Here is a 26,520-nt window from a genome sequence, read left to right on the forward strand (position 1 = left end):
ATGAAACTGAGCATCTACGGCAAGGGCTGCAAGAAGTGCGACCAGCTCACCGCCAACGCCCAGCAGGCCGCGGAGGCGCTGGGCCTCACGGTCGAGATCGAGAAGGTCACCGACATGAACGCCATCATCGACAAGGGGGTGATGCGCACCCCGGCACTCGGGGTCGACGGCGAGGTGATCATCGAGGGCAAGGTGGCCAGCGCGGAAGAGATCCAGCGCCTGCTGAAGACTTGATTCCGCTATCCCCTGGCTTAGCAGAGCGCGGCGCGGCGCTCAGGACGGTTGCCCATGCCCGAGAGTCGCTCGCGTAGCTGTGCAAGCCTGGGGCCACACCCTGTCGCCGCGGCCTCCAGGGTGGTCATCACCCAGGCGGGCAGGCTCGGCTCGAGCCCGTAATAGACCCACTGCCCCTCACGCCGATCGTTGAGCAGGCCACACCGACGCAGCTGCGCCAGGTGTCGCGAGACCTTGGGCTGAGACTCCTCAAGGGCGTGTGTCATCTCGCAGACACAGAGCTCCTGCTCACGCAGCACGAGCAGCATCAGCATCAGGCGAGTCTCATCACCCAGGCACTTGAAGAGTCGAGTCGGATCAAGCGGGAGCAAGGCAAGTATCCTTCATGGTCGGAGCGGACATCATGCTACGACAAAGTGCCTTCCATCGACAGTGACAAGGCATCAAGCCGGCCTCCGAATTGCCATCAGGGCCACGAAGGCAGACAGCATCAATGCCGAGGTAAGCCACAGGGCCGCACCGCCGACAGCCTCGAGCAGCAGACCGAAAAGCAGGGGTGCCCCGGCCTGCAGGATCCGCGCCGGGGCGATAATCAGCCCCTGACGACGCCCGAACCCCCGTGGCCCGAACAGCGTCAGAGGCAGCGTGCCCGAGGCGATCGTCAGCATGCCATTGCCGGCACCGTGCAGTACCGCGAAGCCCGCTGCCGGAAGGCCCCCTATCGTCAGCAGGCCGGCCCCCAGCGGGTGCAGAATCGTCGCCAGACGCCCCGAGACCAGGGGATGCAGGTGCCGCAGCAGGGCAAACTCGCCCAGGCGTGCCGCGACCTGGGCGGGTCCAACCAGGGCGGCCGCCGCCACCGCAGCCGCCAGGGACGCCCCCGTCTCGTGAAGCAGCCTCGGCAGATGCGCCGCCATGGCCGTGGAGACGAACCAGCCGACCGCGAACACGAAGGCCAGCAGCCCCATGGCCAGGCGGGGCTTGTCGGGCGGCGGTGGCTCAATACCTTCATTTCTCTCCAGCGCCTCCAATGAGCCTGCCTGCGGCAGACGCCAGTTGAGGGGGAGACCCACTGCCAGATGCAACCCCGCCCATACCAGGCAGGTAGCGCGCCAGCCCAGTTGGACGTCCAACCAGGTGGTGAGCGGCCAGCCGATGGTGCTGGCAAAGCCCGCCAGTAGCGTCACCCCGGTGATCGCGGCCCTGGCCTCGCGCCCCAGCAGTCGCCCCAGGGTGGCGAAGGCCGCATCATAGAGCCCCATGGCCATGCCGATACCGGTGATTACCCAGGCCAGCAGCAGGCTGGGCAGGCCCTGAGCCAGGGCCATCGAGCCCAGCCCCGCGGCCAGCACCAGATTGGAGGCCAGCAGCATGTCACGACCCCCCCGGCGATCGATGCAGCGCCCGACGAAGGGTCCCAGGGCGGCCGAGATCACCAGGGCCAACGAGAAGGCGCCAAACACCCAGACGCTCGAGACGCCAAGTTCAGCCGCCATGGGCACGGCAAGGATCGCCGGGAGATAATAGCTGGAGGCCCAGGCCAGCGTCTGGGTGGTGCCCAGCGTCAGGGTCAACCCGAGCCGGGGGTAGCGACGACTCATCGCTCCGAGGCTTCGCGCGGCAACGCCAGGGCCATCAGCGCGCTGGCCGCCACCAGGGCCGCGGAGATCCACAGGCAGGCGGCAAGGCCGTAGACCTGATAGACCCAGCCGGAGAGCAAGGTCCCCAGCAGGCGCCCCATGGCGTTGGCCATGTAGTAGAAGCCCACGTCCATGGAGACGCCGTCGGCACGAGCATAGTGGACGATCAGGTAGCTGTGCCAGCTGGAGTTCACGGCGAACAGCACGCCGAAGGCCAGCAGCCCTACCACCAGCCAACCCACCTCGGCCAAGGGCAGCAGGGCCAGCAGTGCCGGCAGTCCGGCCAGCATCAGGGCCCAGAAGGCCGTGACGCCTCGTGCCCCGCCCTTGATCAGGCCGGTGAGGCGCGGCGCCTGGGTCTGCACGCCGCCGTAGCCGATCACCCAGATGGCCAGCAGGCCGCCTACCGTCCAGTGGCTCCAGCCATGCTGGTCATAGAGGAACACCGGCAGGGCCACCACGAACCAGACATCCCGGGAGGCGAACAGGCAGAGCCGCGCCGCCGAGAGCACGTTGATGGCCCGCGACTTGGAGAACACCTCGGCAAACTTGGGCTTGCGCTTCTGGCGACCCAGATCGGCCTTGAGGCGGACCAGCGACATGAGCAGCACCGCGGCGAGCATGGATGCCATGACCAGCATGGCGCCGCGGAAGCCGATCAGCGTGAGCAGCACACCACCGAGGAAGAAGCCTGCCCCCTTGAGGGCGTTCTTGGAGCCGGTGAGGATCGCCACCCAGCGGTAGAGGGCGCTGCCGGCACCGGGGTTGTCCTTCGGGACCAGCACCTTGACCGCGCTCTTAGCGCTCATCTTGTTGAGGTCCTTGGCGATCCCCGAGAGCGCCTGGGCGGCCATCACCCAGGGCACGGTCAGCGCCGTGGCGGGCACCATCAGCATGGCCAGCGCCACGATCTGCAACCCGAGCCCGACGTTCATGGTACGGTTGAGCCCCAGGCGGGCCCCCAGCCAGCCCCCCACCAGGTTGGTGACCACCCCGAAGGCCTCGTAGAAGAGGAACAGCATGGCCACTTCCAGGGGCGAGTAGCCCAGCTGGTGGAAGTGCAGCACCACCAGCATACGCAGGGCGCCATCGGTGAGGGTGAAGGCCCAGTAGTTGCCGGTGATCAGCAGGTACTGGCGTACCTCGAAGGGCAGCCCCCTGAGACGGGCGACGAGCGATTCAGCCACGCCCCACCTGCTCGCTCTCCACCTTCTCACTACCCACCTTCATGGCCAGCTCGGCGGTGCGGTTAGCGTAGCCCCACTCGTTGTCGTACCAGGCGTAGAGCTTGAGCTGGGTACCGTTGATCACCATGGTGGAGAGCGCATCGATGATCGAGCTGCGCGGGTCGGTGCGGTAGTCGATGGAGACCAGCGGGCGCTCCTCATAGCCCAGGATGCCGGCGAGTTCGCCCTCGGCGGCGGCCTTGAGCGCCGCATTGACCTCCTCCACCGTCACCTCGCGCTCGAGCTCGAAGACCATGTCGGTGAGCGAGGCGTTGGCCAGCGGCACGCGGATGGCATGGCCGTTCAGCTTGCCGGTCAGCTCCGGAAAGATGGCGGTGATCGCCTTGGCCGAGCCGGTGGTGGTGGGAATCAGGCTCATTCCGCAGGCGCGGGCCCGGCGCAGATCCTTGTGGGGAGCATCTAGGATGGTCTGGGTGTTGGTGATGTCATGCACCGTGGTCATGGAGCCGTGGCGGATGCCGTATGTCTCGTGGATCACCTTGACCACCGGCGCCAGGCAGTTGGTGGTGCAGCTCGCCGCGGTGACGATGCGATGGACCTCGGGTTCGTACTTGTCGTCGTTGACCCCCACCACCACGTTGAGCACGCCCTCCTCATTAATCGGCGCGCTGACCACCACCCTTTCGACCCCCTGGTCGAGATAGGCCTGAAGCTTACCGGTGGTCTTCATCTTGCCGGAACACTCGATGGCGACCTGACAGCCGGACCAGTCGCTCTCCTCCAGGGCCTTGTTGGCGCTGAAGGGGATGCGGTGACCGTCGATGACGATGGCATCGGCCTCGGCGACGATGCCCTGCCCCGGCGACCAGTGGCCGTGGACCGAGTCAAACTCCAGCAGGTGGGCGAAGGTCGCGGCATCGCCGCCCGGGTCGTTGATGCGGGAAAGTGCCACCTCGCCCGCCTCGACGCGCGCCCAGAGGCTACGCAGGACCAGGCGGCCGATGCGCCCTAAACCGTTGATGCCGATACGGACTGTCATGGGGATCCTCGTGTTGAGTCGTTGAGTGGTTAGAGTTGGATATCATCCCGCGCCTTGATCTGCAGCCACAGCGAGAGGCGGTGGCGAATCTCGTTGAGGGCCTGCTCGTAGGCGTCGGTACGACCGATCAGGCGCGGGTCGCGAATATCCCAGTAGAGGTGCTCGTCGCTCCCTCCCGGCCAGTCGCGGCATGCCTGCTGGGCCTTGTCGCACAGCACGATGACGGCATTGAAATGTTCGCCAGCGAAATCATCCAGTGATTTGCTGGCCAGTCCCTCGGTGGAAATGCCCTGCTTCTTCAATGCCGCCAGGGTCATCGCAGCGGGTTCATCCGGTTCGCTGCCCGCGCTGTAGGCCTCGAACCTGTCCCCGGCCAGGTGGCGCAGCAGCGCCTCACCCATCAGCGAGCGGGCGGAGTTGGCATTGCACAGGAAGAGCACACGCTGTTTCGTCATGGGAGGCTCCTGACGATATATGGAACATCATATATAACAAAGCCAGATGTCAATCTGGTGACAGCCATCAGGGGGCAATCAGGATGCCCGACACGGCCAGCAGCCCCACCACGGCCCAGGCGGGTAACTGCCAGCGCTCCAGCAGCAGGAAGCCGGTCAGGGCCAGGGCGAACGGCTCGGGCCCGATGCGACGCCGGTCCAGACCGGGTCGTAGAGCGCGACGCCCAGGATGCCCACCACGGCGGCATTGGCACCGCGCATCGCCGACTGGGCACCCGCCCGGTGGCGCAGGGGATTCCAGAATGGCATCACGGCCACCAGCAACAGCAGTCCCGGCGCGAAGATGGCCACCAGCGCCAGGACCGCCCCCTGGACCCCGCCAGGCCCGATGTCCAGCACGCTGCCGAGGTAGGCCGCGAAGGTGAAAAGCGGACCGGGCACCGCCTGGGCGGCACCGTAGCCGGCCAGAAACGCGTCAGACGAGACCCAGCCGGACTGGACCACCTCGGCCTCGAGCAGCGGCAGCACCACGTGACCGCCGCCGAACACCAGGGCCCCGGCCCGATAGAAGGCATCCAGCAGGTCGAGGATCGGCGAGGCAGTGGCGAGGGCCAGCAGCGGCAGGCCACCCAGCAGCAACAGGAAGGCCACCAGGGCGAGGCCGCCCGCCCGATGGGACACCGGCAGCGCCAGCGGCGCTCGGGGGGCGTCGTCGTAACCGTCGCGACACAGCGCCAGGCCGGCCAGCGCCCCCGCCAGGATCGCCATCACCTGGCCGAGGGGGCCGCCCACCAGCACCACGGTGAAGACCGCGGCCAGCGCGATGCCGGCACGACGCCGGTCCGGACAGAGCCCCCGCGCCATTCCCCATACGGCCTGGGCAACAATGGCCACCGCCGCCAGCTTGAGACCGTGGACCAGACCGGCGCCGATGGTACCCTCGAACAGGCTCGCGCCCAGGGCGAAGGCGACCAGCAGCAGTGCCGAAGGGAGGGTGAAGGCCAGCCAGGCCAGGGCGGCCCCCCAGGGGCCGGCCCGCAGCAGCCCAAGGGCGAACCCCACCTGGCTGCTGGCCGGCCCGGGCAGGAACTGGCAGAGCGCCACCAGATCGGCATAGTCACGCTCGCCGAGCCATTGCCGACGCGTCACGAACTCGTGGCGAAAGTAGCCCAGGTGCGCGACGGGACCACCGAACGAGGTCACGCCCAGCAGCAGGAAGGCCTGGAAGACCTCCCGGCGCCGGCCCCCCTGGCCGGACGAGCGACTCATGCCGGGCAAGCGCCGATAGGCTCACCCATGTTCAGCCGTAGCGGCCGGTAATGTAGTCCTCAGCCTTCTTGGTGGCCGGGTTGGCGAACATCGTCCGGGTGTCGTTGTACTCGATGATCTCGCCGAGGTGGAAGAAGGCCGTGTAGTCGGCCACCCGCGCCGCCTGCTGCATGTTGTGGGTCACGGTGATGATGGTGAACTGCTGCTTGAGCTTGTCCATCAGGTCCTCGATGGTCGCCGTGGAGATGGGGTCGAGTGCCGAGGTGGGCTCGTCCATCAGGATCACGTCGGGCTGCACGGCGATGGCACGGGCGATGCACAGGCGCTGCTGCTGGCCACCGGAGAGCGAGGTACCCGGCTGTTGCAGCTTGTCCTTGACCTCCTCCCACAGGCCGGCGTCGCGCAGCGCCTTCTCCACCAGTTCATCCTGTTCGGCCTTGCGGCTCACCAGGTCGTGCATACGCGGCGCATAGACGACATTGTCGTAGATCGACTTGGGAAAGGGATTGGGTTTCTGGAAGACCATGCCCACCCGGCGGCGCAGGGCCACCTCGTCCATCTTGGCGGCGTTCACATCGCGGCCATCCATCTCCACCAGCCCCTCGAGGCGCACGCTGGGGATCAGGTCGTTCATGCGATTCAGGCAGCGCAGGAAGGTGGACTTGCCGCAGCCCGAGGGCCCGATCAGGGCCGTGATGTTCTTCTGGTAGACATCGATATTGATGTTCTTCAACGCCTGACTCTGGCCGTACCAGAGGTTGAGGTCGCGGACGCGGATGCTCAGCTCGTGGTGGGCGTCGGTGTTGCGGGTCACCGGCTGGCCGGGTTCGGGACGGGCGCTTTCGTGACGTGACCTTTCGTGACCTGACATGGGCGCGGTACTCCGCTCGGCAACGTGAATGTTCATCTGTGGATACCCTGTAACGTAGCGTGGCCTACCAGCGGCGCTCGAACTTCTTGCGCAGGATAACGGCGGTGGCGTTGAGGAAGATCAGGATCGCCAGCAGCACCAGGATCCCCCCGGCGGTCTTCTCGACGAAGGCCTGTTCCGGCTCACCCGCCCAGGTGAAGACCTGTGCCGGCAGCACCGTGGCGGCCTGGGTGAAGGAGGCCCCCACATCGGGGATGAAGGCCACCATGCCGACGATGATCAGCGGTGCGGTCTCGCCCATGGCCTGGGCCAGGCCGATGATCGAACCGGTCATGATGCCCGGCATGGCCAGCGGCAGCACGTGGTCACGCACCACCTGCCAGCGCGAGCAGCCGACCCCGAAGGCGGCGTGGCGGATCGAGTCCGGCACGCTGCGCAGCGCCGTGCGGGTGGCGATGATGATCACCGGCAGGGTCATCAGCGCCAGCGTCATGCCACCCACCAGCGGCGAGGAGCGCGGCACCCCGAAGAAGTTGATGAAGATCGCCAGCCCCAGCAGGCCGAACAGGATCGAGGGGATCGCCGCCAGGTTGTTGATGTTGATCTCGATGATCTGGGTCAGGCGGTTGTCCGGGGCGAACTCCTCCAGGTAGACCGCCGTCATCACGCCGATGGGGAAGGCGATGGCCAGCGTCACCAGCATGGTCATCACCGTGCCCACCGCGGCGGCCAGGATCCCCGAAGCCTCGGGCATCTTGGAGTCGCCGCTGGTGAAGAAGGTGGTGTTGAACTTGAGCTTCAAGCGCCCCTGTTCAACGAGTTTATCGACCAACGCCTGCTGCGCCGGATTGAGCTCATGGCGGTTCCCTTTCAGGTATTGATCCACCTCGCTGTCGGCGAGCACCCAGCGAGTCTCGGTGGTGCCCAGCAGCTCGGGATTGTCGCGCATCCGCACCGGGATCAGGCGCTCGAAGGTACGGCTCACCAGGCGTGACACCTCGGGGTCCAGGGCGGCACGCCCCATGCGTTGGGCGTCCTCGTTATAGTCGATCTCCACCTGGACCTGGGCCTGCTGGAAGGCCGGCAGGCCCTTGGAGAGCATGTCGGCGAAGAACAGCACCAGGAACAGGCCGGCGAGCCCTAGGGCGCCCATGGAGATCCACTTCAGCCGCGACGACTGGCGATGGCGGCGGCGCAGCTGGGCGCTGATGTCGTCGAAGGATTGACTCATGTCGGCGATTCCTCGGCGTTACAGGTTGTTGACGCGATACTTCTCGCGGAAGCGGCGGATCATGAGCACCGACACCAGGTTCAGGCTGAGGGTGACGGCGAACAGCACCAGGCCCAGGGCAAAGGCGGAGAGGGTCTCGGCACTCTCGAACTCCAGGTCCCCGGTCAGCGCCGCGACGATGCGCACCGTCACCGTGGTCATGTCCTCCAGCGGATTGGCGGTGAGGTTGGGCCGCATGCCCGCCGCCATGACCACGATCATGGTCTCGCCCAGCGCCCGCGATACCGCCAGCAGCGAGGCGGAGATGATCCCCGGCAGGGCCGCGGGAATGACCACGTCGCGGATGGTCTCGCCCTTGGTCATGCCCAGCGCCAGGGAGCCCTGACGCATGCTGTCGGGTACCGCATTGATCACGTCGTCGGAGAGCGAGGAGATGAAGGGGATGATCATGATGCCCATCACCACCCCGGGCGCCACGGCGTTGTTGAAGGAGGCGTCCAGGCCGAAGAAGCCGGCCACGTCGACGATGATCGGTGCCACCGTGATGGCGGCGAAGAAGCCGTAGACCACGGTGGGCACGCCGGCCAGCACCTCGAGGGTGGGCTTGGCCAGGGTGCGTACCCGCTGGGGGGCGAATTCCGCCATGTAGATGGCCGAAAGCAGGCCCACGGGGATGGCCACCAGCATGGCGATGGCGGTGATCATGAAGGTGCCGGCGAACAGCGGCACCGAGCCGAACTGGGCCGCGCTGCCCGCCTCATCGCCGCGCCCCGCGGCGGCCAGGAAGCTGGCGCCGGGGTTCCAGACGGTGCCGGTGACGAAGTCCCAGAAGCTGTGCATCTGGAAGAAGCGTAGCGCCTCGAAGACGATGGAGAAGAGGATGCCGAAGGTGGTGAAGATCGAGATCAACGCCGCGGCGACCAGCACCCAGCGAATCACCCGCTCGATGGCCTGGCGGGCGTGGAAGTCGGGCTTCACCTGGCTCATCCCCACCAGCAGGCCCACGGCAGCCACCACCAGGCTACCGGCCAGCAGGTAGAGGGTGGGAATGTCGGCGCCCAGCAGCAGCATCAGCAAGGCCCCGACGGCCCCCACGGTGATCGCCGGACCGGCGGTGGCGACCACCGCAAACCAGGCGTACTGATCGGGTTGTGCATACATGGCCGTGCCGGTGGCGCGCACGCGCGCAGCCTTGGCACGGCCCAGGAAGAAGGCTATCAGACCCAGCAGCAGCAGGACGCCGCTGAACATGGCGAGGAGTTGGTTGGTCTGCATAGGTCTCTCTCGGTGGATAACGACGGCAGCGTGCCTGCCGGAACGTGCGACGGCCGGCAGCCGTGGGCTGCCGGCCGGATCAGGCGTCCCTGCCTACTCGGGAGTTACTTCAGGTCGCTGACCTCGAGCTGAGCGCGGTTCTCGACCTTTTCACGGGTCTGCTCACGCTCGGCTTCCGGCAGCGGGATCAGGCCCAGGTCACCGAGGTAGCCCCCCTTGCCGATCATGGTCTCGGACACGAACATGTCGACGTAGTCGTACAGCGGCGGCACGGCCTCGGCGTGCTGGTTCTTGACGTAGAACCACAGCGAACGGGCGATCGGGTAGTCGCCGGCGCTGATCGCCTCGGGCTCCGGCGCCACGCCATCGATGGTCGTGCCAATCAGGGCGTCGGGATTCTCTTCGAGGAAGGAGTAGCCGAAGATACCGAAGGCATCGGTGTCCTCGCTCAGGCGCTGGACGATCAGGTTGTCGTTCTCGCCGGCGTCGATGTAGACGCCGTCGGAGCGAATGTCCGTGTAGCCCTCGCCGCCGTAGGCCTCCATCTCCTCCGACGGAACCTCCATGGCGAGCTCTTCGAAGGCGTCACGGGTGCCGGAGGTGCTGGGCGGGCCGTAGATGGAGATCTCGCGATCCGGCAGCGAGGCGTCGATCTCGCTCCAGTTGGTGTAGGGGTTGTCGACCAGCTCGCCATCGACCGGCACCTTGGCGGCTACGGCCAGGAACAGCTGCTCGAGGGTCAGCTCGATGGCCTCGTTGGTGCTGGACTGGGCGAAGACGATGCCGTCGGAACCGATCTTGACCTCGGTCACGTCGGTCACGCCGTTCTCGATGCAGCGCTCCAGCTCTGAGACCTTGATGCGACGCGAGGCGTTGGTGATGTCCGGGGTATCCTCGCCCACGCCGTTGCAGAACAGGCGCAGGCCGCCGCCGGAACCGGTGGACTCGATGACCGGCGTCGGATACTCGGTCACCGCGCCGAACTCCTCGGTCACGTAGCTGGCGAACGGGTAGACGGTGCTGGAGCCGACGATGCGGATCTGGTCGCGAGCGTGGGCCACGGTGGCCACGCCCATGACGGCGGCGGCGATAGCGGTAGTCTTGAGGATGCGATTCATGGAGCGATCTCCTGATGAGGACAGTGTGCAACCTTCACGGGAGACACCTTGCCCCAGTCAGATGACAGCTTCATGACAGTGCCGACCGGAAGCAGGATGCGCCCGCTACGCCGCACACCCTGCCCCAGGGAGATGACAGCGGCGTGACATCGCCCTGTCACGGTCGCGACAAGGCCCCGTTCAGAGTAGCAGCCCCAGCGCCGCCAGGGTACACAGCGAAAGTGACGCACCCTGCAGCAGGCGACGATCGAGACGGTGGGCGATGCGGTTGGCCAGCCAGGTGCCGGCCAGCACCGCCGGCGCGAAGCTCGCTGCCATGCCCAGGTGCCAGGCGCCTATCCGGCCGACCAGCGCCAGGGTGGCGAGGGTCAGCAAGGAGGTGACAATGAAGAAGGCCGCCAGGTTGCCGCGCAGGCGGTCGGGGGAGAACCCATGCATCAGCAGCACCAGGGGCGGCCCGCCAATGGCGGCCACGGTGCCGAAGATGCCGGAGAAGATGCCGGCCGAGAACAGGGTGGCGCGATTGACCGGCAGCCGCAGCCGGAAGAGGGTCACGGCCACCGCGAAGAGCACGCTACCGGCAATCAGCTTCTCGAGCACGACCATGGGCGCTGCGAGCAGCAGCCAGGCGCCCAGGGCGTTACCGGGCAGGCGGCCGGCCAGGGCCATGCCGATCTCGCTCAGGCGCACCTCGCGGCGATAGTGGCGCAGGGTCAGCAGCGAGACGGTAAAGCCGAACAGCACCAGCACCACCGGCACCAGCCGCGGCTCCAGCATCAACAGCAGCGGCGCCCCCACCACCGCCAGGCCGAAGCCGGTGGCACGCTGCACGAAGGCCCCCAGAGCCAGCACCAGGGCGCAGCCCAGCCAGGTGGAGAGCGCCATGTCGAGCCAGGCCACCCACGACGGCTCAATCATGCGCTTCCCGCCCCGCCAGCACGCGAATGCCGACGTTGGCCGCGAGCGAGGCGCCGAGCATGGTGCCCACCATCGGCCAGGCGCTGTCCACCTCGAAGGCGCCCACCAGCACGCCGGCCAGCGCGCCGCTGGAGAACTGCAGGCTGCCCTGCAGGGCGGCGGCGGTGGCGCTCATGTGGTGAAAGCGGTCGAGCAGCGAGGTGATGGCGTTAGGGGCGATCAGGCCGATGGTGCCGGCGAACAGCATGATCAGCGGCACCATGGTGGCAAGCGACTCCTGCCCGGTGATCACCACCAGCGCCAGCCCCATGGCGGCGGCGAGCTGGATACCCAGCCCCAGGCGCAGGTTCTGCAGGGGGGTGCGCCACCTCAGCAGGCGGATATTGAGTCGGTTGGAGGCGACCATGGCCACCACGTTGACGCCGAACACCAGGGGATAGAGGGATGGCGTCAGGGCGAAGTGCTCGAGGTAGAGGAACGGCGAGGCAGTGACGAAGGCGAACAGCCCGGCGAAGGACATGGAGGCGGCGGCGATGAAGCCCATGGCACGACGATCGCCAAGCACGCTGGCGTAGTTGGCCAGCACCTTCGCCGGCGTTGCCGCCGACCGGCCGGGGGGACGCGTCTCGGGCAGCCGGGTGCCCAGCAGCCACATCAGGAAGCCGGCGTAGCCGGCCAGGAAGACGAAGATCAGCCACCAGTCGGCAAGGTAGAGCAGCCCGCTGCCCACCACCGGTGCCACCAGCGGCGCCATCAGCATGATGATGGCCATGGTCGACATCACCTTGGCGGCCTCGCGGCCCTTGAAGCAGTCGCGCACGATGGCCGCCGAGTTGACCACGGTCGCACCACCGCCCAGCGCCTGGACGAACCGCCAGGCCAGCAACTCGCCAAGCGAGCCCACCGTGGTGATCACCAGGCTGGCCAGCAGGAAGACCACCAGGCCACCCAGTAGCACCGGCTTGCGCCCCACCCGGTCGGACACCGGGCCGAACACCAGCTGCCCCAGGGCGAAGCCGGCCAGGAAGGTGGAGAGCGAGAGCTCCGTGTGATGGATGCTGGCGCCGATATGCTCGGCGATCGCCGACATGGCCGGCAGGTAGGCATCGATGGCGAAGGGCGCCAGGGCCGTGTTGGCGGCCACCAGCAGCGCCACGCGTCGCGAGTTCAGGGTCAAGGCGCCTCCATGGCGGCACAAGGTAAAAGGTAGAGGGCTAATGATACCCGAAACCCCGGTCCCTGGCCTCGCCCGTCTATATTCGCCCCCCTCGCCTTGCTAGAGTGACTGCCACGACAACCGGAGGGATCCCGCCATGGCAGATGACCTGCTCTCACAACTCAAGACCATGACCACCGTGGTCGCCGACACCGGCGACCTCGAGGCGATTCGCCGCTTCGAGCCCACCGACGCCACCACCAACCCGTCGCTGATCCTGCAGGCGGCCCAGCAGCAGGCGCGCCGCGCGCGGCTGGCCGAGATCGCCCGCCATGCCACCGACATCGACGATGCCCTGGACGCGGTGGCCGTGGAGATCGGCAGCGAGGTCAGCGCCCTGATCCCGGGCTACGTCTCCACCGAGGTCAGCGCCCGCCTCTCCTTCGACACCGACGCCACCCTGGCACGGGCCCGCTCGCTGATCGAGCGCTACGGGCGTCACGGCGTCGGTCCCGAGCGCATCCTGATCAAGGTGGCCGCCACCTGGGAGGGGATCCGTGCCGCCCGGATCCTCCAGCGCGAAGGCATCCATACCAACCTCACCCTGCTGTTCAGCTTCGCCCAGGCCCGGGCCTGCGCGGATGCCGGCGTCACCCTGGTCTCGCCCTTCGTCGGCCGGATACTGGACTGGCACAAGGCACAGGACCCCGATGCCGACTTCAGCGGCGACCGCGACCCGGGCGTGCAGTCCGTCAGGCGCATCTACGAGCACTTCAAGGGGCATGGCTACGACACCATCGTGATGGGGGCGAGCTTCCGCAATGCCGGCGAGATCGTCGCCCTGGCCGGCTGCGACCGGCTGACCATCTCGCCCAAGCTGCTGGAAGAGCTGGCCGGCACCACCGGCGGCCTGGAGCGGCGGCTCACGCCGCTGGATGCCGAGACCCGGGCCCCCGAGCCCCAGGACGAGGCCGAGTTCCGCTGGGAGATGAACGAGGATGCCATGGCCACCGAGAAGCTGGCGGAGGGGATCCGCAAGTTCATGGCCGACCAGCGCAAGCTGGAGGCGCTGCTGGGAGAGCTGAGGAGGGAGTGACCCGCGACCGCCGGGGCCCGGTCAGTGGCCGTGCGAGGCGGCTTCCTGGGCCTCGAGCATCTCGACCAGCGGCTGGAACTCCTCGCGATTATGCTCGTTGAGGCGCATCAGGATGCGGTGCGCCTCGAGGACCCGCTGGCGGGTTTCCTCGACGTCGGTGGGAATCTCGGGAAGGTCGCAGAGCTCACAGGTCTCGGTGATCGGCGTCTCCACCAGGGTGAAGATGCGCGAGAAGCCCATGACGTCGAGCATCCGCCGGACATCGGGATTGTCGGCGATGATGGTCGGTCGCTCGGTGACGCGCCCCTGCACGGCCATCGCCACCTTGGCGAGGAACCCGAGGGCGGTGGAATCCACGTTGGTGGTGTCGCGCAGGTCGATGATCAGCGTCTCGAGGCCCGGTGTCTCGGCCAGCTGCCGGGCCTGGCGGTCCAGGGTGGCACAGAGCGTCAGGCGCACGTCCCCGCACAGCTTGAGGACGAAGACCCCGGAGTCGAACGCCGCCTTGATGCGGCCTTCATGGTTTATCATTGCCAAATCCGCTCACCATCATGATCGTCAGGTCGTCTGGCAGTTCCTCGTGTCCCGGGGCGCTCTCGGCGACGCCTTCATCATCGTCCGCCAATGCCCCCAGTGCAAGGCTGCCACGTAGGTCCTCCAGCGTCTCGCTGGCCAGGACCCGTCGCTCGAGTTCCCTGAGCCGCAGATCGAGGGTGTCGCCAGGCAGACACTCCAGTATCCCATCCGAACATAGCCACAGCCGGAAGTTCTCCGGCAACTCGCAGCCCAGCATCGGGTAGTCGATCCCCGGGAAGAGGCCGACCGGCATGCCTTCGCCGGGCAGCGGCGTCACCTTGCCATCGGACACCAGCAGGGGCATGGGCAGCTGCGCGCCCAGCGAATAGTGGAGATAACGACGTTGATGGTCAATGACCCCGACGAGCAGGGTCGCATGCTTGCCGATGCCGGCATCCAGCAGTTCGCGATTGAGCGCCGCCAGCCAGCGCGGCGCCAGGGCCTCGGGATGCTCGCCGTCCCACTCGTGCTGCCAGTGATTGGAGAGATACTTCAGCAGCACGGTGACGAAGGCCGAGGAGGCCCCGTGGCCCGAGACATCGGCAAAGTAGAACAGGCTGTAGCGCTCGTTGAAGGCCTGGAAATCGAGGAAGTCCCCGGACAGGTAGAGCGAGGGCGCCAGCCAGTAGTCGAAGGTCACGTCATTCAGGGTCTGCGGCCGCGGCGGCAGCAGCTTTCGCTGGATCTGCCCGCCGGCCTGCTGGTCGAGGCGCAGCATCGCCAGGTGGGTCTCGAGGCTCTCGTTGAGCTCCTCGAGGTGCTCGTTGAGCTGGGCCAGGCGGGCGCGATCATGCTCTCGTTCCGCGGCCAGGCGATGCACCTCGATGGCCTTGCCGATCATGCGCCGCAGCAGGGAGCCATGGCGCAGCGGGTCGACGATGTAGTCCACCAGGCCGGCATCGACCGCGCGCAGCAGGTCGGTATCCTGGCGTTCGTCGCTGACCACCAGGGTCGGCAGGCCTTCGGCGAGCCGCGTCCACTCGCCGCTGGGCACCGCCCGGGCATGGGCCACGATGAGGGCGGTTTCCGGCGGGAGTCCCTCGATGCTGTCGGCGGCATACACCGCCAGGCCGTCACGGGCGATGGTCTCGGCCAGGGCATCACGCTCCGGCCCCGGCACGTCGATCACCCCGATCAGTTGCTTGGCTGGTGGCATGCTGTCATGGCCTCATTCGGCGAAGGCATCATCGAAGTCCGCATCATCGAAGTCGAATTCCTCGCTGGCGAAGGGATCCTCGCCCTGCTCGCCATCGTTGACCTCGAAGCGGCGCTGCTGCAGCCAGGTATCGCGGATGAAGCTGTAGCGGTCGCCACGGATCAGCGCCTCCTGGTCGAGCAGGCCGGCCCGGGCATCGATCACCCTCAGGGCGGTAAGGCCCATGCGCACCTCGTCGTCCTCGACGTAGGTGGTCGGATACGCGTACATGTCCACCGGCAGGCCGCCGGTATCACGCAGGGTGCTCGGCCCCAGCAGCGGCAGCACCAGGTAGCGGGACTCTTCCCATCCCCAGGTGCCCAGGGTCTGGCCGAAGTCCTCCTCCTGGCCAGTGATCTCCATGCGGCTGGCCACGTCCCAGAGCCCGCCGATCCCTACCGTGGTATTGATCAGGAAGCGCGAGGTGGCGATGCTGGCGTTGCGCACCTTGCCCTGCAGCAGGCTATTGAGGACGGTGCGCGGCTCGCCCAGGTTGGAGAAGACGTTGCCCACCCCGGTCTCCACCGGGTCCGGGGTGATGAAGCGGTAGCCCCGGGCGGCGGGCTTGAGCGCGTATCGGTCGACCACGTCATTGAAGGCGAACACCTTGCGGTTGAAGCCCTCCCAGGGATCGTCGGGGTGGCGCTCCCGCACCTCCCCGCTGGTGGCGCACCCCGCGCTGGCCACCAGCAACAGCGCCAGTGTTCCTCGCCCGACCCATCTCGTCAGCCCCTGTCTCATTGGCTTGCTCGCCTCCCAGCGGTTCCTTGTCATGACGCTCATTGGCGACGCACCACCACGCTGCCGGCACTGTATCCCGCGCCGAAGGAACAGACCACCCCGAGCGCACCGGCCGGCAGGTCACGCCGGTGCAGGTGGAAGGCGATGATCGAGCCCGCCGAGCTGGTATTGGCATAGCGATCGAGGATGATCGGCGCCTGTTCGGGGCTCGGATCGTGGCCCAGCACGCGCCGGGCGATGAGATCGTTCATGTGGCGGTTGGCCTGGTGCAGCCATAGCCGCGACAGGTCGCCGCCCGTAAGCTCGAGGCTCGCCAGGTGGTCGGTGATCAGCGCGGCCACCAGCGGGCAGACCTCCTTGAACACCCGCCGCCCCTCCTGGACGAAGAGCTTGTCGACGGCCTGCGGATCGCTGTCGGTGATCCGGTTGAGGAAGCCGGCATTGTTGCGGATGGCATTGGAGAAGCGCGTCACCAGGCGGGTGCCGAGGATCTCGAAGCGCTCCTCGGCGCTGGCGACCTCGTCGCTCTCTAGCACGATGGCGGTACAGGCATCACCGAAGATGAAGTGGCTGTCGCGGTCCCGGAAGTTGAGGTGCGCCGAGCAGATCTCGGGGTCGACCACCAGCGCCCGCTTGACGCTGCCGGCGCGGATGGCGTTGGCGGCGGTCTCGATGGCGAAGGTCGCCGAGCTGCAGGCGACGTTCATGTCGAAGGCGTAGCCGCCCGCGCCGAGGGCGTTCTGGAGTTCCACCGCGACGGCCGGGTAGGGACGCTCCAGGTTGGAACAGGCGACAATGACCAGCTCGATGTCGGCCGCCTCGACCCCCGCCGTCTCGAGGGCCTCGCGCGCCGCGGCCAGGCCCATCTCGCACTGGATCGAAGGCTCGTCGTTGGCGCGCTCCGGCAGCCGGGGACGCATTCGCGCGGGGTCGAGGATGCCCTCGGCATCGAGCACGTAGCGGCTGTGGATGCCCGAGGCCTTGACGATGAACTCGGTGCTGGAGTGAGGCAGCGGCTCCCGCTCGCCGGCGGCGATGGCATCGGCATGGCGCGCATTCTCGGCGTCCACCCAGGCGTTGAACGAGGCCACCAGGGCCGCATTATCGATGGCGTGCGGCGGGGTGAAGAGGCCCGTCCCGGTGATCACCACTTGGCTCATGCTGTTCTCCCTGTGAGTTCTGCCCAGCGCTTCTCGAGGCGCTTGGTGGAGACCGGAAACCTCGTGCCCAGCTGCTGGGCGAAGAGCGAGACCCGCAGCTCCTCGATCCACCAGCCGAACTCCACCAGCGCCGGGTCCTCCACGCCGCCGCGTCGCTCGCTGTCGCGGCGCGCGGCCAGGCGGGCCTCGAAGTCCTGGACCTCCTGCATGTGCATCTGGTCGCGCATGCGCTCCCGCGGCGCCTTCTCCAGGCGGATCAGCGCCGCTTCCATGTAGCGGGGGTACTCCTCGAGCCACTCCCCGGCCTCGCTGACGAAGCCGGGATGCACCAGCCGCTGCATCTGGGCCTTGAGGTCACTGTAGACCAGCGCCAGGGCCAGGTTCAGTTGCCCCTTGAGTGCCTTGGTCACAGCCAGGTGCCCCTTGAGCGCCTGCTCCAGGCTGGCCACCAAGAGCTCCGCCCGCGGCAGCAGCGCATTGCGCGTCGCCGCGAGGCGCTGCTCGAGCTCGCCCCGCGAGCGCGGCAGCGGGTCGCTGGCCACCACCTGACGGAACACTCCGGCCACCACGTCATCGATGAGCTGTCGCTTGCTGCCGACCTTGGCGAACAGCAGCGCACAGGTCTCCAGCCCCTTGAGGCGTTCGATGGCCCGCACCTGGTCGGGCAGGCATTGCATGGCCGCCCTGACCACGCCCCGGCGATGGGCCTCGCGGGCCTTGTCGGGATGGTCGAAGAGCTCGACCCGGAAGGCCTCCTTGGCGGGCACCAGGGCCGGGTAGGCCTCCACCCGGATACCGGCCTGGGTGGTGACCCGGGACTCGGGCAGGGGCGTCTCGGGCAGGGCCTCGAGCTCGCCTTCGCTGCTGGCCTGTTCGGCGAGGGCCCGGGCGCCCTCCCCGGCGGCGGCCTCGAAGCGGCGCTCCAGTTCGCGAGCGTCTCGGCCCTGTCCCAGGGTCCGGCCCTGGTGGTCCACCACCCGCAGGTTCATCACCAGGTGCGGTTCCAGCTGGTCGAGGCGCCAGTCGTCGGGATGCAGCCGTACACCGGTCTTGCGGCGCAGGAACTCGCCCAGCGCCTCGGTGAGCGGCACGTCGTCCGGCGTCATGGCCTCGAGGGCGGCGTCGACCCAGTCGGGAATCGGCACCACCTGGCGGCGCACCGCCTTGGGCAGCGACTTCATCAGCGCGATGCACTTCTCGCGCAGCAGGCCCGGTACCAGCCACTCGAGCCGCGCCAGGGGGAGCTGGGGCAGCATGGCCGCCGGCACGGTCAGCGTCACCCCGTCATCTGCGGCCCCGGGCTGGAAGTGGTAGGAAAGCGGATAGCGCACGCCCCCGAGCACCAGCTCGTCGGGGTAGTCGGCCTCGGTGACCTCCCCGGCCTCCCGCGCCAGCAGGGCCGCACGGTCGAACTTGAGGATGTCGGGATTGTCGCGCTCGGCCTTGCGGCGCCAGGCCTCGAAGCCCTTGCCGTTGATGATCTCCGCGGGGAGGCGCTCGTCGTAGAAGGCGAACAGGGTCTCCTCGTCGACCAGGATATCGCGCCTGCGGGCCCGATCCTCCAGGTCCTCGACCTCTTCCACCAGCGACCGGTTGTGGGCGAAGAAGTCACCCCGGGTCTTGAACTCGCCTTCCACCAGCGCCCGGCGGATAAAGAGCTCCCGGGACTCCTGTGGGGCGATGGGGCCATAGTGGACCTTGCGTCCGGTGACGATCGGCAGGCCGAACAGCGTGACCTGTTCGGTGGCGACCACCTGGGCTCGCTTCATCTCCCAGTGCGGCTCGGCATGGGAGCGCTTCACCAGGTGGCCGGCCAGCGGCTCGATCCACTGCGGCTCGATCCTGGCGACGGTGCGCGCGAAGAGCCTGCTGGTCTCGACGAGCTCGAAGGCCATCACCCACTTGGGGGACTTCTTGGCTAGCCCGGACCCGGGATGGATCAGGAACTTGCGGTTGCGTGCCCCCAGGTACTCGCGATTCTCCGTGAGCAGTCCCAGGTGCGAGAGCAGCCCGGTGAGCAGGGCCTTGTGCAGGGCCACGGCACCCTCTCGACGGGCCTCTCGACGCGCCTTGTCGTCCATGTCCGGGGCATCGGCGGGAGGCCGCGGGGCCGGCGGCGGCACCTCGATCTCCATGTCGCGCAGCAGCTGGCGAAGCTGGCGGAAGGTGTCATGCCACTCGCGCAGGCGCAGGTAGTTGAGGTAGTGCTCCTTGCACCAGCGCCGCAGCCGGTTGCCCGAGAGCTCCTCCCGGGCGGCATCGAAGCCGTTCCAGAGGTTGAGCAGGGCCACGAAGTCGGAATCCGGGTCCTGCCAGCGGCGATGGGCCTGGTCGGCGGCCTGGCGCTTGTCGGCCGGCCGGTCGCGGGGATCCTGCACCGCCAGGCCGGCGACCACGATCAGCACCTCGCGCAGCCCGCCCTGCTCGGCGCCGGCCAGCACCATGCGCGCCAGGCGCGGGTCGATGGGCAGCCGCGCCAGCTTGCGCCCCAGCGGGGTCAGGCGGTTGCCGGCATCCACCGCGCCCAGTTCGAAGAGCAGCCGGAAGCCATCGGTGACAAAGCGCGAATCCGGCGGGTCTACGAAGGGGAACGCCTCGATGTCACCGAGCTTGAGCGACAGCATCGAGAGGATCACCGAGGCGAGGTTGGTACGGCGGATCTCGGGGTCGGTGAACTCGGGCCGGGCGAGGAAGTCCTCCTCGTCGTAGAGGCGGATGCAGACGCCCTCGGCGAGGCGCCCGCAGCGCCCCTTGCGCTGGTTGGCGCTGGCCTGGCTGACCGGCTCCACCGGCAGGCGCTGGATCTTGGCCTTGTAGCTGTAGCGGCTGAGGCGTACCAGGCCCGGGTCGATGACGTAGCGGATGCCCGGCACGGTGAGCGAGGTCTCTGCCACGTTGGTGGAGAGCACGATGCGCCGTCCCGCATGGAGGGCGAAGACGCGATTCTGCTCGGCATTGGAGAGCCGCGCGTAGAGCGGCAGGATCTCGGTGCCCTTGAGATCGGCGCGGCGCAGGGTGTCGGCGGTCTCGCGGATCTCGCGCTCGCCGGGCAGGAACACCAGGATGTCGCGGGGCCCATGGAACCAGCCCTTCTCCCGCTCGACCCGCTCGATCTCCTCGACGGCGTGGAGAATTCCCTCCTGCAGGGTACGATCCTCCTCGTCGTCGTCATCGCGCACCAGCGGCCGGTAGCGCACCTCCACCGGGTAGGTGCGCCCGGAGACCTCCACCACCGGCGCCGGCTGGACCCGCCCCTGCGGATCCTGGCGCCCGAAATGCTCGGCGAAGCGGGTCACGTCGATGGTCGCCGAGGTGATGATCACCTTGAGATCGGGACGCCGCGCGGTAAGGCGCTTGAGATAGCCGAGCAGGAAGTCGATGTTGAGGCTGCGCTCGTGGGCCTCATCGATGATGATGGCCTCATAGCGCATGAGGTCCGGGTCGTGGCGGGTCTCGGCGAGCAGGATGCCGTCGGTCATCAGCTTGACCAGGGTGTCGTCCCTGCTCTGGTCGGTGAAGCGCACCTGATAGCCCACCTGCTCGCCCAGCGGCACCTGGAGCTCCTCGGCGAGGCGACTGGCCACCGAGCGAGCCGCCAGGCGCCGCGGCTGGGTGTGGCCGATCAGCCCGCGCCGCCCCAGGCCCAGCTCCAGGCAGAGCTTGGGCAGCTGGGTGGTCTTGCCCGAGCCGGTCTCGCCGGCCACCACCACCACCTGGTGGTCACGCAGGGCCGCGAGGATGTCCTCCCGGCGTTCCGCTACCGGCAGCGACGCCGGGTACTCGAGGGCCACCGGGCGCGCCCGGCGACGCTCCACCTGCTGCCGCGAACGCTCGAGCGAACGCCGGACCTCGGCGAGGCCGCGATCCACGGGCTTGCCCTCCCTGAGCCGCCGGCGCAGGCCGCGCAGGCGCTTTTCCAGGGTCGGGACGTCGCGCCGCAGGGCATCATCGAGCTCGCGGCTCAGGGCGTCGAGCTCGGCGGCATCCCGGGTGTTCGTGGCGGTGTCCTGGCGGGTCTCGGTGGTCACGGTCTCGACGGTCGTCTCCGGGTCACGGTCATCAAAAAACGGCCCGCCCGGGACGTCCGGAGCGGGCAGTGCATTGTAACGCCGAGGCAGCAGCGGCGCCTAATCGGTACCATCAAGCGTGGCTATCGGGCGGCAAGTAAGGAAGCTATCGCCTTGCCGGTAATTGCCGTGGCAGCGTACTGGGCGGCTCAGGCTAGCGGGTCACCCATTCGCCTTCTCGCGTTCCTCGTCGCGTAACTGGCGACGCAGGACCTTCCTGAACATGACAGCGTCTTGGGCAACTCAGGCTACGGGTCACCCCTCTGCCTTCTCACGTTCCTCATCGCGTAACTGGCGACGCAGGACCTTCCTGAACATGACAGCGTCTTGGGCAACTCAGGCTACCGGATCACCCCTCTGCCTTCTCACGCTCCTCATCGCGTAACTGCCGACGCAGGACCTTTCCCACGTTCGTCTTGGGCAACTCGTCGCGGAACTCCACGTACCTCGGGACCTTGTAGCCGGAGAGGTCCTTCTTGCACCAGGCCCGCAGGGTCTCGGCATCCAGGGTCTCATCCCGGGCGACGACGAACAGCTTGATCGCCTCACCGCTGGTCTCGTCTGGCACCCCCACGGCCGCGGACTCGATCACCCCCGGGTGGGCGGCCACCACGTCCTCGATCTCGTTGGGATACACGTTGAAGCCGGAGACCAGGATCATGTCCTTCTTGCGGTCGACGATGCGGATGTAGCCATCCGCCTGGAGCACGGCAATGTCGCCGGTATGAAACCAGCCCTGGTCGTCGATCACCCTCGCAGTCTCCTCGTCCCGGCTCCAGTAGCCCTTCATCACCTGGGGCCCCCTGACACAGAGCTCGCCTGCGGCGTCGAGGGGCGCATCGCGGCCATCGGCATCGACCACCTTCACCTCGGTCCCCGCCACCGGCTTGCCGATGGTACCGAGCTGGATGGCATCCACGGGGTTGAAGCTGACGATGGGCGAGGTCTCGGTCAGGCCATAGCCCTCGGCCACCGGGCAGCCGGTGACCTCCTCCCAGCGCTGCGCGGCCGCCCGGGTCAGGGCCATCCCGCCGGAGATGGTCAGGTGCAGCCGGGAGAAGTCGAGACGGCGGAAGTCCTCGCGGTTGCACAGGGCATTGAAGAGGGTGTTGAGCCCGATGAAGCCGGTGAAGGAGATGCCCTTGAGGGTCTTGACGAAGGTGTCCAGGTCACGGGGATTGGTGATCAGCACCGAGTGGTTGCCGGTCTCCATCATGAACAGGCAGTTCACCGTGAAGGTGTAGATATGGTAGACGGGCAGCGGCGCGATGATGGTCTCGGCGCCGTCGGTCAGCGCCGGGCCGATGGCCTGGCGGGCCTGGAGCATGTTCGCCACCAGGTTGCGATGGGTGAGCATGGCGCCCTTGGCCAGCCCGGTGGTACCGCCGGTGTACTGCAGCGCGGCGATGTCGTCGGCGCCGCGCGACACCTCCTGATGGCGACGACCGGCACCTGCCCGTAGCGCCTGGCGCAGGGGCGTGGCACCGGGCAGCGAGTAGGCCGGCACCATCCTCTTGACGTGCTTGACCACGGCATTGATCAGCTGGCGCTTGGGGAAGCCATGCAGATCCCCCAGTTCCGTCACCACCACATGCTGGATATCGGTGCGCTCGAGGACCCGTTCGAGCTTGTCGGCCATGTTGGCCAGGATGACGATGGCCCGGACCCCGGAATCCTTGAACTGGTGGGCCATCTCCCGCTCGGTATAGAGCGGGTTGGTATTGACCACCACCAGCCCCGCACGCAGGGCACCGAAGACCGCCACCGGGAACTGCAGCACGTTGGGCAGCTGGATGGCGATGCGATCCCCCGGCTGAAGCGTGGTCTCCTGCTGCAGCCAGGCGGCGAAATCGCCGGAGAGGCGGTCGAGTTCGGCATAGGTCAGGACTCGTCCCATGCAGCTGAACGCCGGCTTGTCGGCGAAGCGCGCCACGGAGGAGTGGAAGACATCCATCACCGAGGCATAGGCGTCGAGTCCCTCCAGGGGCTGTCCGGTCAGGATGGCGGGCTTGTCATTCTCGCTCATGGGCAGTCTCCATGCTGCGGCTGATGTCATCAGCCGGCTTGTTGTTCTGTGCGCCTACCTTATACCAGCGGTTTCGCGGCTGTAAAACACTCGATTGAAACTTACGTTTTAAACCGTGCCTGGATCACGCCACCCTGCCAGACCAGCAGCTCGCCGGGCACCATGCGCACCCACTCCTCGTTGTCGGTGAGCGGCTCGGTGGCGATCACCGAGACCACGTCGTCGGCGGTGGTGTGCTCGGCGAAGTTGACCGTCAGCTCGGCATCCGACAGGCTCGCCCGCCCGAAGGGCGCCCGGCGGGTAATGTGCGCCAGCTTGGTGGAGCAGAAGGTGTAGAGGTAGTCGCCGTCGGCCAGCAGCAGGTTGAAGACCCCCAGGCCGCGCAGCCGTTCGCAGAGCTCGTGCAGCATCGACCAGAGGGCCTTGCGCTGCCGGTCGTCGGCGGGCGGCTCGGGGAAGGCCCCGCGAAGCTCGCCGAGCAGCCAGCAGAAGGCGTGCTCGCTGTCGGTGCTGCCCACCGGGCGGTAGAAGGAGTGCGACAGGGCCTGCCAGTCGGCCAGCTGGCCATTGTGCGCATAACACCAGGGACGTCCCCACATCTCGCGCACGAAGGGGTGAGTGTTGGCCAGCCGCACCTGGCCGACGTTGGCCTGGCGGATATGGCTGATGACGATGTTCGACTTGATGGGGTAATCGCAGATCAGCCGGGCGATGGGGGAGTGCACCGAGGGGTGCGGATCCCGGAAGTCCCGGTAGCCGCCCTCCTCATAGAAGGCGATGCCCCAGCCGTCGCGGTGAGGCCCGGTCCCCCCGCCACGGTGCAGGAAGCCGGTGAAGCTGAAGCAGATGTCGGTGGGCACGTTGGCGCTCATGCCAAGCAGCTCACACATGGGGTTCCTCCCGGCGCATGGGGCGTCGCGCACGGCGACGCCGGATCAGGCTGACCACCAGCCACACAAGCACCACCAGCGCCACGGCGCCCCACAGGCGCGGGTCGCGGCGGTGTGCCGCCCACCACTGATGCAGGCCCGGTGCGCCCGCCTGCCACAGGTCACGCGCAGCCTCGGGCAGGCGATTGACCCAGGCGACGAAGCGGTCGGCGGCGAGTTCGGCCGAGGTCTCGGGGGGCGGCAATGAGGTGTCGCTGCGCTCCCCGTCCTCGACGCGCTCGGTGCCGAGGGTCGGCCCGGCCACGTCCGCCAGGTCGATGCCGACCCGGCCTTCGGGGTTGAGCATCAGTCGCGGCAGGGCCAGCTCTCGGGTCTCGCCTTCCAGTTCGAGGGTGGCCGTGAGCAGCAGCGGCTGACTCAGCTCCTCGTCGAGTTCGGGCAGGTCGAGGTGCCAGCGCGCCGCCCCGACGGCCCGAGCCTCGAGACGTTCTCCCTGCAGCTCGCCATGGATCTCGGTATTGTCGCGATTCAGCCGGGGATGCTCGGCGGCCAGGACCACCCGGCCCTCCTTGGGACGGTGCACCGCTCCGATGGCCGGCAGCACGTTCACCGCCTGCACCCGCTGGCGATGGAATGCCTCCCCCTCGGCCCGGAACACCAGACGCGCATTGCCAGTCAGGGCCGGTGCCGGCAGGCGGCCACGGAAGCGCCCCGCCTCGGCCTGCAGGGTGACCAGGGATTGTACCTCGCCCTCGGCGTCCTGCAGCGATACCGAGAGGGTGGGTGCCTCGACCTCATCGCCAAGGGGGGCACCATCCCGCTCCACCCAGGCCTCCACCGGCACCTCGAAGCCGAGATAGAGGGTGGTCGGGAGATCGGCGATCCGCAGGTGGAGCGGGGAGGCGACATTGATGCGACTGCCCTCGCCCACCGACCCCTCCAGACGCCACTCGCCGACCTGGGGATCGGGCACCCGGATCAGGTCGAAGCGTGGCTCCACCTGCCAGCGGATATCGTCCGGCGCCTCGTCGGCCCGGTAGCGGGTGCCGTCCGGCGCGACCAGGGTCAAGGGGGCGTCGTCGGGCTCGTGGAAGACCAGCGCCGAGAAGGTTTCCACACCGTCGTCGATGACGAAGCGCCCCTCTTCCAGCGGCACCTGGTCGGCGGGGAAGATACGCTCGACGATGTCGAGGAAGGCGCCCAGCAGGCTCTCGGGATTCTCCGCGAGTGCCGCCAGCCCGCCGGTGGACTGGGCCAGACGCTCCACCAGGGCCAGGTCGGCCTGGTCGGAGAAGGCGATGGCATGGATGGAGACGCCCTGGCCGGCCAGTTCGGCGGCGAGTTCATCCACCAGCCGACGACGCGAAGCATCGTCGACCTCGGGCTTGGCGCCTCGTGCCGGTGACAGGTCGATCACCCCATCGGTGAGCAGCACCAGGTGGCGCCAGCCATTGGCTTCGGCGCTTGCCGCCTCACGAAGCGCCACCTCGATATCGGTGTACTGCTGGTAATCCTGAAGGGCCGGCGGCAGGGCCAGGGCGCGCTCGCGCCAGGCCGCATCCACCTCTCCCAGCGGCAGGGGGTTGTCGACCGTCTCACCGAAGGTCCAGACGCCCGCCGTGGCGCCGTTGGGCAACAGGGCTACCAGCATGTCCAGGGCACTGAGCGCCAGGCGGTCGGGGTCATTCTCCTTCATGCTGCCGGAGACATCGACCACCACCCGGACATCCGGTCGTTCCTCCGTGCCGACCTGCGCCGGCACCTGGCTCGCCCACAGCCACAGGGCACAGCCGATGGCCAGTATCCAGGTCAGCCGGCCACAGCGCGTTTCCATGCCACACCCGCCCATAAGGGCTCCTTAGCCGATCATCGGCTCCTGGCGCTCGCCCCGGCCACCCCGGCGGGGGCCGGCAGGCACGTCGTCATCCATGTCCACGTAGTCACCGTCGTCGAGGGTGTGGCGATGGCGGCCACGCCACCACAGCAGCAGCCCCACCACCACACCCAGCCCGGCGCCTACCGCGACCAGCACGGCGGCCGGCATGAGGGCCGCGCCGTTGCCTTCGAGGAAGGCCACTGCCGTCACCACCACCGCCGGGGCGAAGCCGGTGTAGAACTCGCCCTCCTCCAGCAGCGGCAGGCGGAAATGGGCCGGCGTCCACATCACGCCGGCCACCAGCCAGGTGATCACCAGACGCGGCAACCGCGGCAGGAAGGCCAGCCCCAGGTAGCCGGTCAGCAGCACCACCAGCGACAATACGACATAGACCAGCCATAGTAGGGATATCGAATCCGAAATCAGCATCACGCCCTCGCGACCTGTGCGTCCACGACGCACGTTCTTGAAAATACACTGAGTATGGTACATCTCGCGCA

At 67.8% G+C, this 26,520-nt stretch carries 22 protein-coding genes and 1 pseudogene; 2 read left to right on the plus strand and 21 right to left on the minus strand.

Features of this window, described 5'->3' with window-relative positions:
• Positions 1-234, plus strand: coding sequence for a thioredoxin family protein (locus tag P8934_RS11975; protein WP_278031245.1), 234 nt, complete (start codon positions 1-3; stop codon positions 232-234).
• Positions 235-251: 17 nt separating this feature from the next.
• Here P8934_RS11975 and P8934_RS11980 read toward each other — a convergent pair whose 3' ends face one another.
• The 12 genes and pseudogenes from P8934_RS11980 to P8934_RS12035 form a co-directional block, all read right to left on the minus strand.
• On the minus strand, positions 252-605 hold the full coding sequence (locus tag P8934_RS11980; protein WP_278031246.1) for a metalloregulator ArsR/SmtB family transcription factor: 354 nt from the start codon (positions 603-605) through the stop codon (positions 252-254).
• Between the two features lie 72 nt (positions 606-677).
• The gene (locus P8934_RS11985; RefSeq protein ID WP_278031247.1) at positions 678-1,835 is read right to left on the minus strand and encodes an MFS transporter; all 1,158 of its coding nucleotides are present in this window, start codon (positions 1,833-1,835) and stop codon (positions 678-680) included.
• The gene (gene arsJ / locus P8934_RS11990; RefSeq protein WP_278031248.1) at positions 1,832-3,061 is read right to left on the minus strand and encodes an organoarsenical effux MFS transporter ArsJ; all 1,230 of its coding nucleotides are present in this window, start codon (positions 3,059-3,061) and stop codon (positions 1,832-1,834) included. Before arsJ ends, P8934_RS11985 begins: the two co-directional genes overlap by 4 nt.
• Positions 3,054-4,100 (minus strand): ArsJ-associated glyceraldehyde-3-phosphate dehydrogenase, encoded by a 1,047-nt coding sequence (locus P8934_RS11995; protein ID WP_278031249.1) that lies wholly within the window; start codon positions 4,098-4,100, stop codon positions 3,054-3,056. The genes arsJ and P8934_RS11995 overlap by 8 nt, the downstream gene beginning before the upstream one ends.
• 29 nt (positions 4,101-4,129) lie before the next feature.
• On the minus strand, positions 4,130-4,555 hold the full coding sequence (locus P8934_RS12000; RefSeq protein ID WP_278031250.1) for an arsenate reductase ArsC: 426 nt from the start codon (positions 4,553-4,555) through the stop codon (positions 4,130-4,132).
• 67 nt (positions 4,556-4,622) lie between these two features.
• Positions 4,623-5,824: pseudogene (gene chrA, locus P8934_RS12005) on the minus strand (chromate efflux transporter).
• Positions 5,825-5,855: 31 nt separating this feature from the next.
• Positions 5,856-6,638, minus strand: coding sequence for a phosphate ABC transporter ATP-binding protein PstB (pstB, locus tag P8934_RS12010; protein WP_278034032.1), 783 nt, complete (start codon positions 6,636-6,638; stop codon positions 5,856-5,858).
• A gap of 121 nt (positions 6,639-6,759) precedes the next feature.
• Complete coding sequence (pstA, locus tag P8934_RS12015; protein ID WP_278031251.1) at positions 6,760-7,926, minus strand: phosphate ABC transporter permease PstA; 1,167 nt, start codon at positions 7,924-7,926, stop codon at positions 6,760-6,762.
• An 18-nt stretch (positions 7,927-7,944) separates the two neighbouring features.
• Positions 7,945-9,201, minus strand: coding sequence for a phosphate ABC transporter permease subunit PstC (pstC, locus tag P8934_RS12020; protein WP_278031252.1), 1,257 nt, complete (start codon positions 9,199-9,201; stop codon positions 7,945-7,947).
• A 104-nt stretch (positions 9,202-9,305) separates the two neighbouring features.
• Positions 9,306-10,319 carry a substrate-binding domain-containing protein gene (locus P8934_RS12025; RefSeq protein ID WP_278031253.1) on the minus strand — a complete coding sequence of 338 codons (1,014 nt, stop codon included), beginning with the start codon at positions 10,317-10,319 and terminating at the stop codon, positions 9,306-9,308.
• A 180-nt stretch (positions 10,320-10,499) separates the two neighbouring features.
• Complete coding sequence (locus tag P8934_RS12030) at positions 10,500-11,237, minus strand: sulfite exporter TauE/SafE family protein (protein ID WP_278031254.1); 738 nt, start codon at positions 11,235-11,237, stop codon at positions 10,500-10,502.
• Complete coding sequence (locus P8934_RS12035; protein ID WP_278031255.1) at positions 11,230-12,414, minus strand: multidrug effflux MFS transporter; 1,185 nt, start codon at positions 12,412-12,414, stop codon at positions 11,230-11,232. The genes P8934_RS12030 and P8934_RS12035 overlap by 8 nt, the downstream gene beginning before the upstream one ends.
• A gap of 136 nt (positions 12,415-12,550) precedes the next feature.
• Between P8934_RS12035 and tal the strand changes: the two genes are divergently transcribed.
• Complete coding sequence (tal, locus tag P8934_RS12040; RefSeq protein ID WP_278031256.1) at positions 12,551-13,489, plus strand: transaldolase; 939 nt, start codon at positions 12,551-12,553, stop codon at positions 13,487-13,489.
• A 21-nt stretch (positions 13,490-13,510) separates the two neighbouring features.
• On the opposite strand, the gene P8934_RS12045 is transcribed toward tal, so the two are convergent.
• From P8934_RS12045 to P8934_RS12085, 9 genes are all read right to left on the minus strand, one after another.
• A complete protein-coding gene (locus P8934_RS12045; protein ID WP_278031257.1) occupies positions 13,511-14,020 on the minus strand; it encodes an STAS domain-containing protein in 510 nt (169 codons plus the stop codon).
• A complete protein-coding gene (locus tag P8934_RS12050) occupies positions 14,007-15,221 on the minus strand; it encodes a response regulator (protein WP_278031258.1) in 1,215 nt (404 codons plus the stop codon). Before P8934_RS12050 ends, P8934_RS12045 begins: the two co-directional genes overlap by 14 nt.
• 12 nt (positions 15,222-15,233) lie before the next feature.
• A complete protein-coding gene (locus P8934_RS12055; RefSeq protein WP_278031259.1) occupies positions 15,234-16,001 on the minus strand; it encodes a VacJ family lipoprotein in 768 nt (255 codons plus the stop codon).
• 38 nt (positions 16,002-16,039) lie between these two features.
• Positions 16,040-17,161, minus strand: coding sequence for a beta-ketoacyl-ACP synthase III (locus tag P8934_RS12060; protein ID WP_278031260.1), 1,122 nt, complete (start codon positions 17,159-17,161; stop codon positions 16,040-16,042).
• Positions 17,158-21,189 (minus strand): ATP-dependent RNA helicase HrpA, encoded by a 4,032-nt coding sequence (gene hrpA / locus P8934_RS12065; RefSeq protein WP_278031261.1) that lies wholly within the window; start codon positions 21,187-21,189, stop codon positions 17,158-17,160. Before hrpA ends, P8934_RS12060 begins: the two co-directional genes overlap by 4 nt.
• Positions 21,190-21,577: 388 nt before the next feature.
• Positions 21,578-23,254 carry an AMP-binding protein gene (locus P8934_RS12070; protein ID WP_278031262.1) on the minus strand — a complete coding sequence of 559 codons (1,677 nt, stop codon included), beginning with the start codon at positions 23,252-23,254 and terminating at the stop codon, positions 21,578-21,580.
• A 101-nt stretch (positions 23,255-23,355) separates the two neighbouring features.
• Positions 23,356-24,144 (minus strand): class II glutamine amidotransferase, encoded by a 789-nt coding sequence (locus P8934_RS12075; RefSeq protein ID WP_278031263.1) that lies wholly within the window; start codon positions 24,142-24,144, stop codon positions 23,356-23,358.
• On the minus strand, positions 24,137-25,978 hold the full coding sequence (locus P8934_RS12080; RefSeq protein ID WP_278031264.1) for a vWA domain-containing protein: 1,842 nt from the start codon (positions 25,976-25,978) through the stop codon (positions 24,137-24,139). The genes P8934_RS12075 and P8934_RS12080 overlap by 8 nt, the downstream gene beginning before the upstream one ends.
• 24 nt (positions 25,979-26,002) lie before the next feature.
• Complete coding sequence (locus P8934_RS12085; RefSeq protein WP_278031265.1) at positions 26,003-26,449, minus strand: hypothetical protein; 447 nt, start codon at positions 26,447-26,449, stop codon at positions 26,003-26,005.
• Between the last annotated feature and the right edge of the window lie 71 nt (positions 26,450-26,520).

The organism is Halomonas sp. CKK8, assembly GCF_029625235.1.
GTDB lineage: Bacteria > Pseudomonadota > Gammaproteobacteria > Pseudomonadales > Halomonadaceae > Halomonas > Halomonas ventosae.

Bases quoted from the DNA above. Each gene is read 5' to 3' on its own strand.
- P8934_RS12070 (WP_278031262.1), bottom strand. From the start codon at position 23,254: ATGAGCGAGAATGACAAGCCCGCCATCCTGACCGGACAGCCCCTGGAG.
- P8934_RS12000 (WP_278031250.1), bottom strand. From the start codon at position 4,555: ATGACGAAACAGCGTGTGCTCTTCCTGTGCAATGCCAACTCCGCCCGC.
- P8934_RS12025 (WP_278031253.1), bottom strand. From the start codon at position 10,319: ATGAATCGCATCCTCAAGACTACCGCTATCGCCGCCGCCGTCATGGGC.
- tal (WP_278031256.1), top strand. From the start codon at position 12,551: ATGGCAGATGACCTGCTCTCACAACTCAAGACCATGACCACCGTGGTC.
- P8934_RS12055 (WP_278031259.1), bottom strand. From the start codon at position 16,001: ATGAGACAGGGGCTGACGAGATGGGTCGGGCGAGGAACACTGGCGCTG.
- P8934_RS11975 (WP_278031245.1), top strand. From the start codon at position 1: ATGAAACTGAGCATCTACGGCAAGGGCTGCAAGAAGTGCGACCAGCTC.
- P8934_RS11995 (WP_278031249.1), bottom strand. From the start codon at position 4,100: ATGACAGTCCGTATCGGCATCAACGGTTTAGGGCGCATCGGCCGCCTG.
- P8934_RS12085 (WP_278031265.1), bottom strand. From the start codon at position 26,449: ATGCTGATTTCGGATTCGATATCCCTACTATGGCTGGTCTATGTCGTA.
- P8934_RS12080 (WP_278031264.1), bottom strand. From the start codon at position 25,978: ATGGAAACGCGCTGTGGCCGGCTGACCTGGATACTGGCCATCGGCTGT.
- P8934_RS12060 (WP_278031260.1), bottom strand. From the start codon at position 17,161: ATGAGCCAAGTGGTGATCACCGGGACGGGCCTCTTCACCCCGCCGCAC.
- pstC (WP_278031252.1), bottom strand. From the start codon at position 9,201: ATGCAGACCAACCAACTCCTCGCCATGTTCAGCGGCGTCCTGCTGCTG.
- P8934_RS11985 (WP_278031247.1), bottom strand. From the start codon at position 1,835: ATGAGTCGTCGCTACCCCCGGCTCGGGTTGACCCTGACGCTGGGCACC.
- P8934_RS12050 (WP_278031258.1), bottom strand. From the start codon at position 15,221: ATGCCACCAGCCAAGCAACTGATCGGGGTGATCGACGTGCCGGGGCCG.
- P8934_RS12045 (WP_278031257.1), bottom strand. From the start codon at position 14,020: ATGATAAACCATGAAGGCCGCATCAAGGCGGCGTTCGACTCCGGGGTC.
- P8934_RS12075 (WP_278031263.1), bottom strand. From the start codon at position 24,144: ATGTGTGAGCTGCTTGGCATGAGCGCCAACGTGCCCACCGACATCTGC.
- pstA (WP_278031251.1), bottom strand. From the start codon at position 7,926: ATGAGTCAATCCTTCGACGACATCAGCGCCCAGCTGCGCCGCCGCCAT.
- P8934_RS12030 (WP_278031254.1), bottom strand. From the start codon at position 11,237: ATGATTGAGCCGTCGTGGGTGGCCTGGCTCGACATGGCGCTCTCCACC.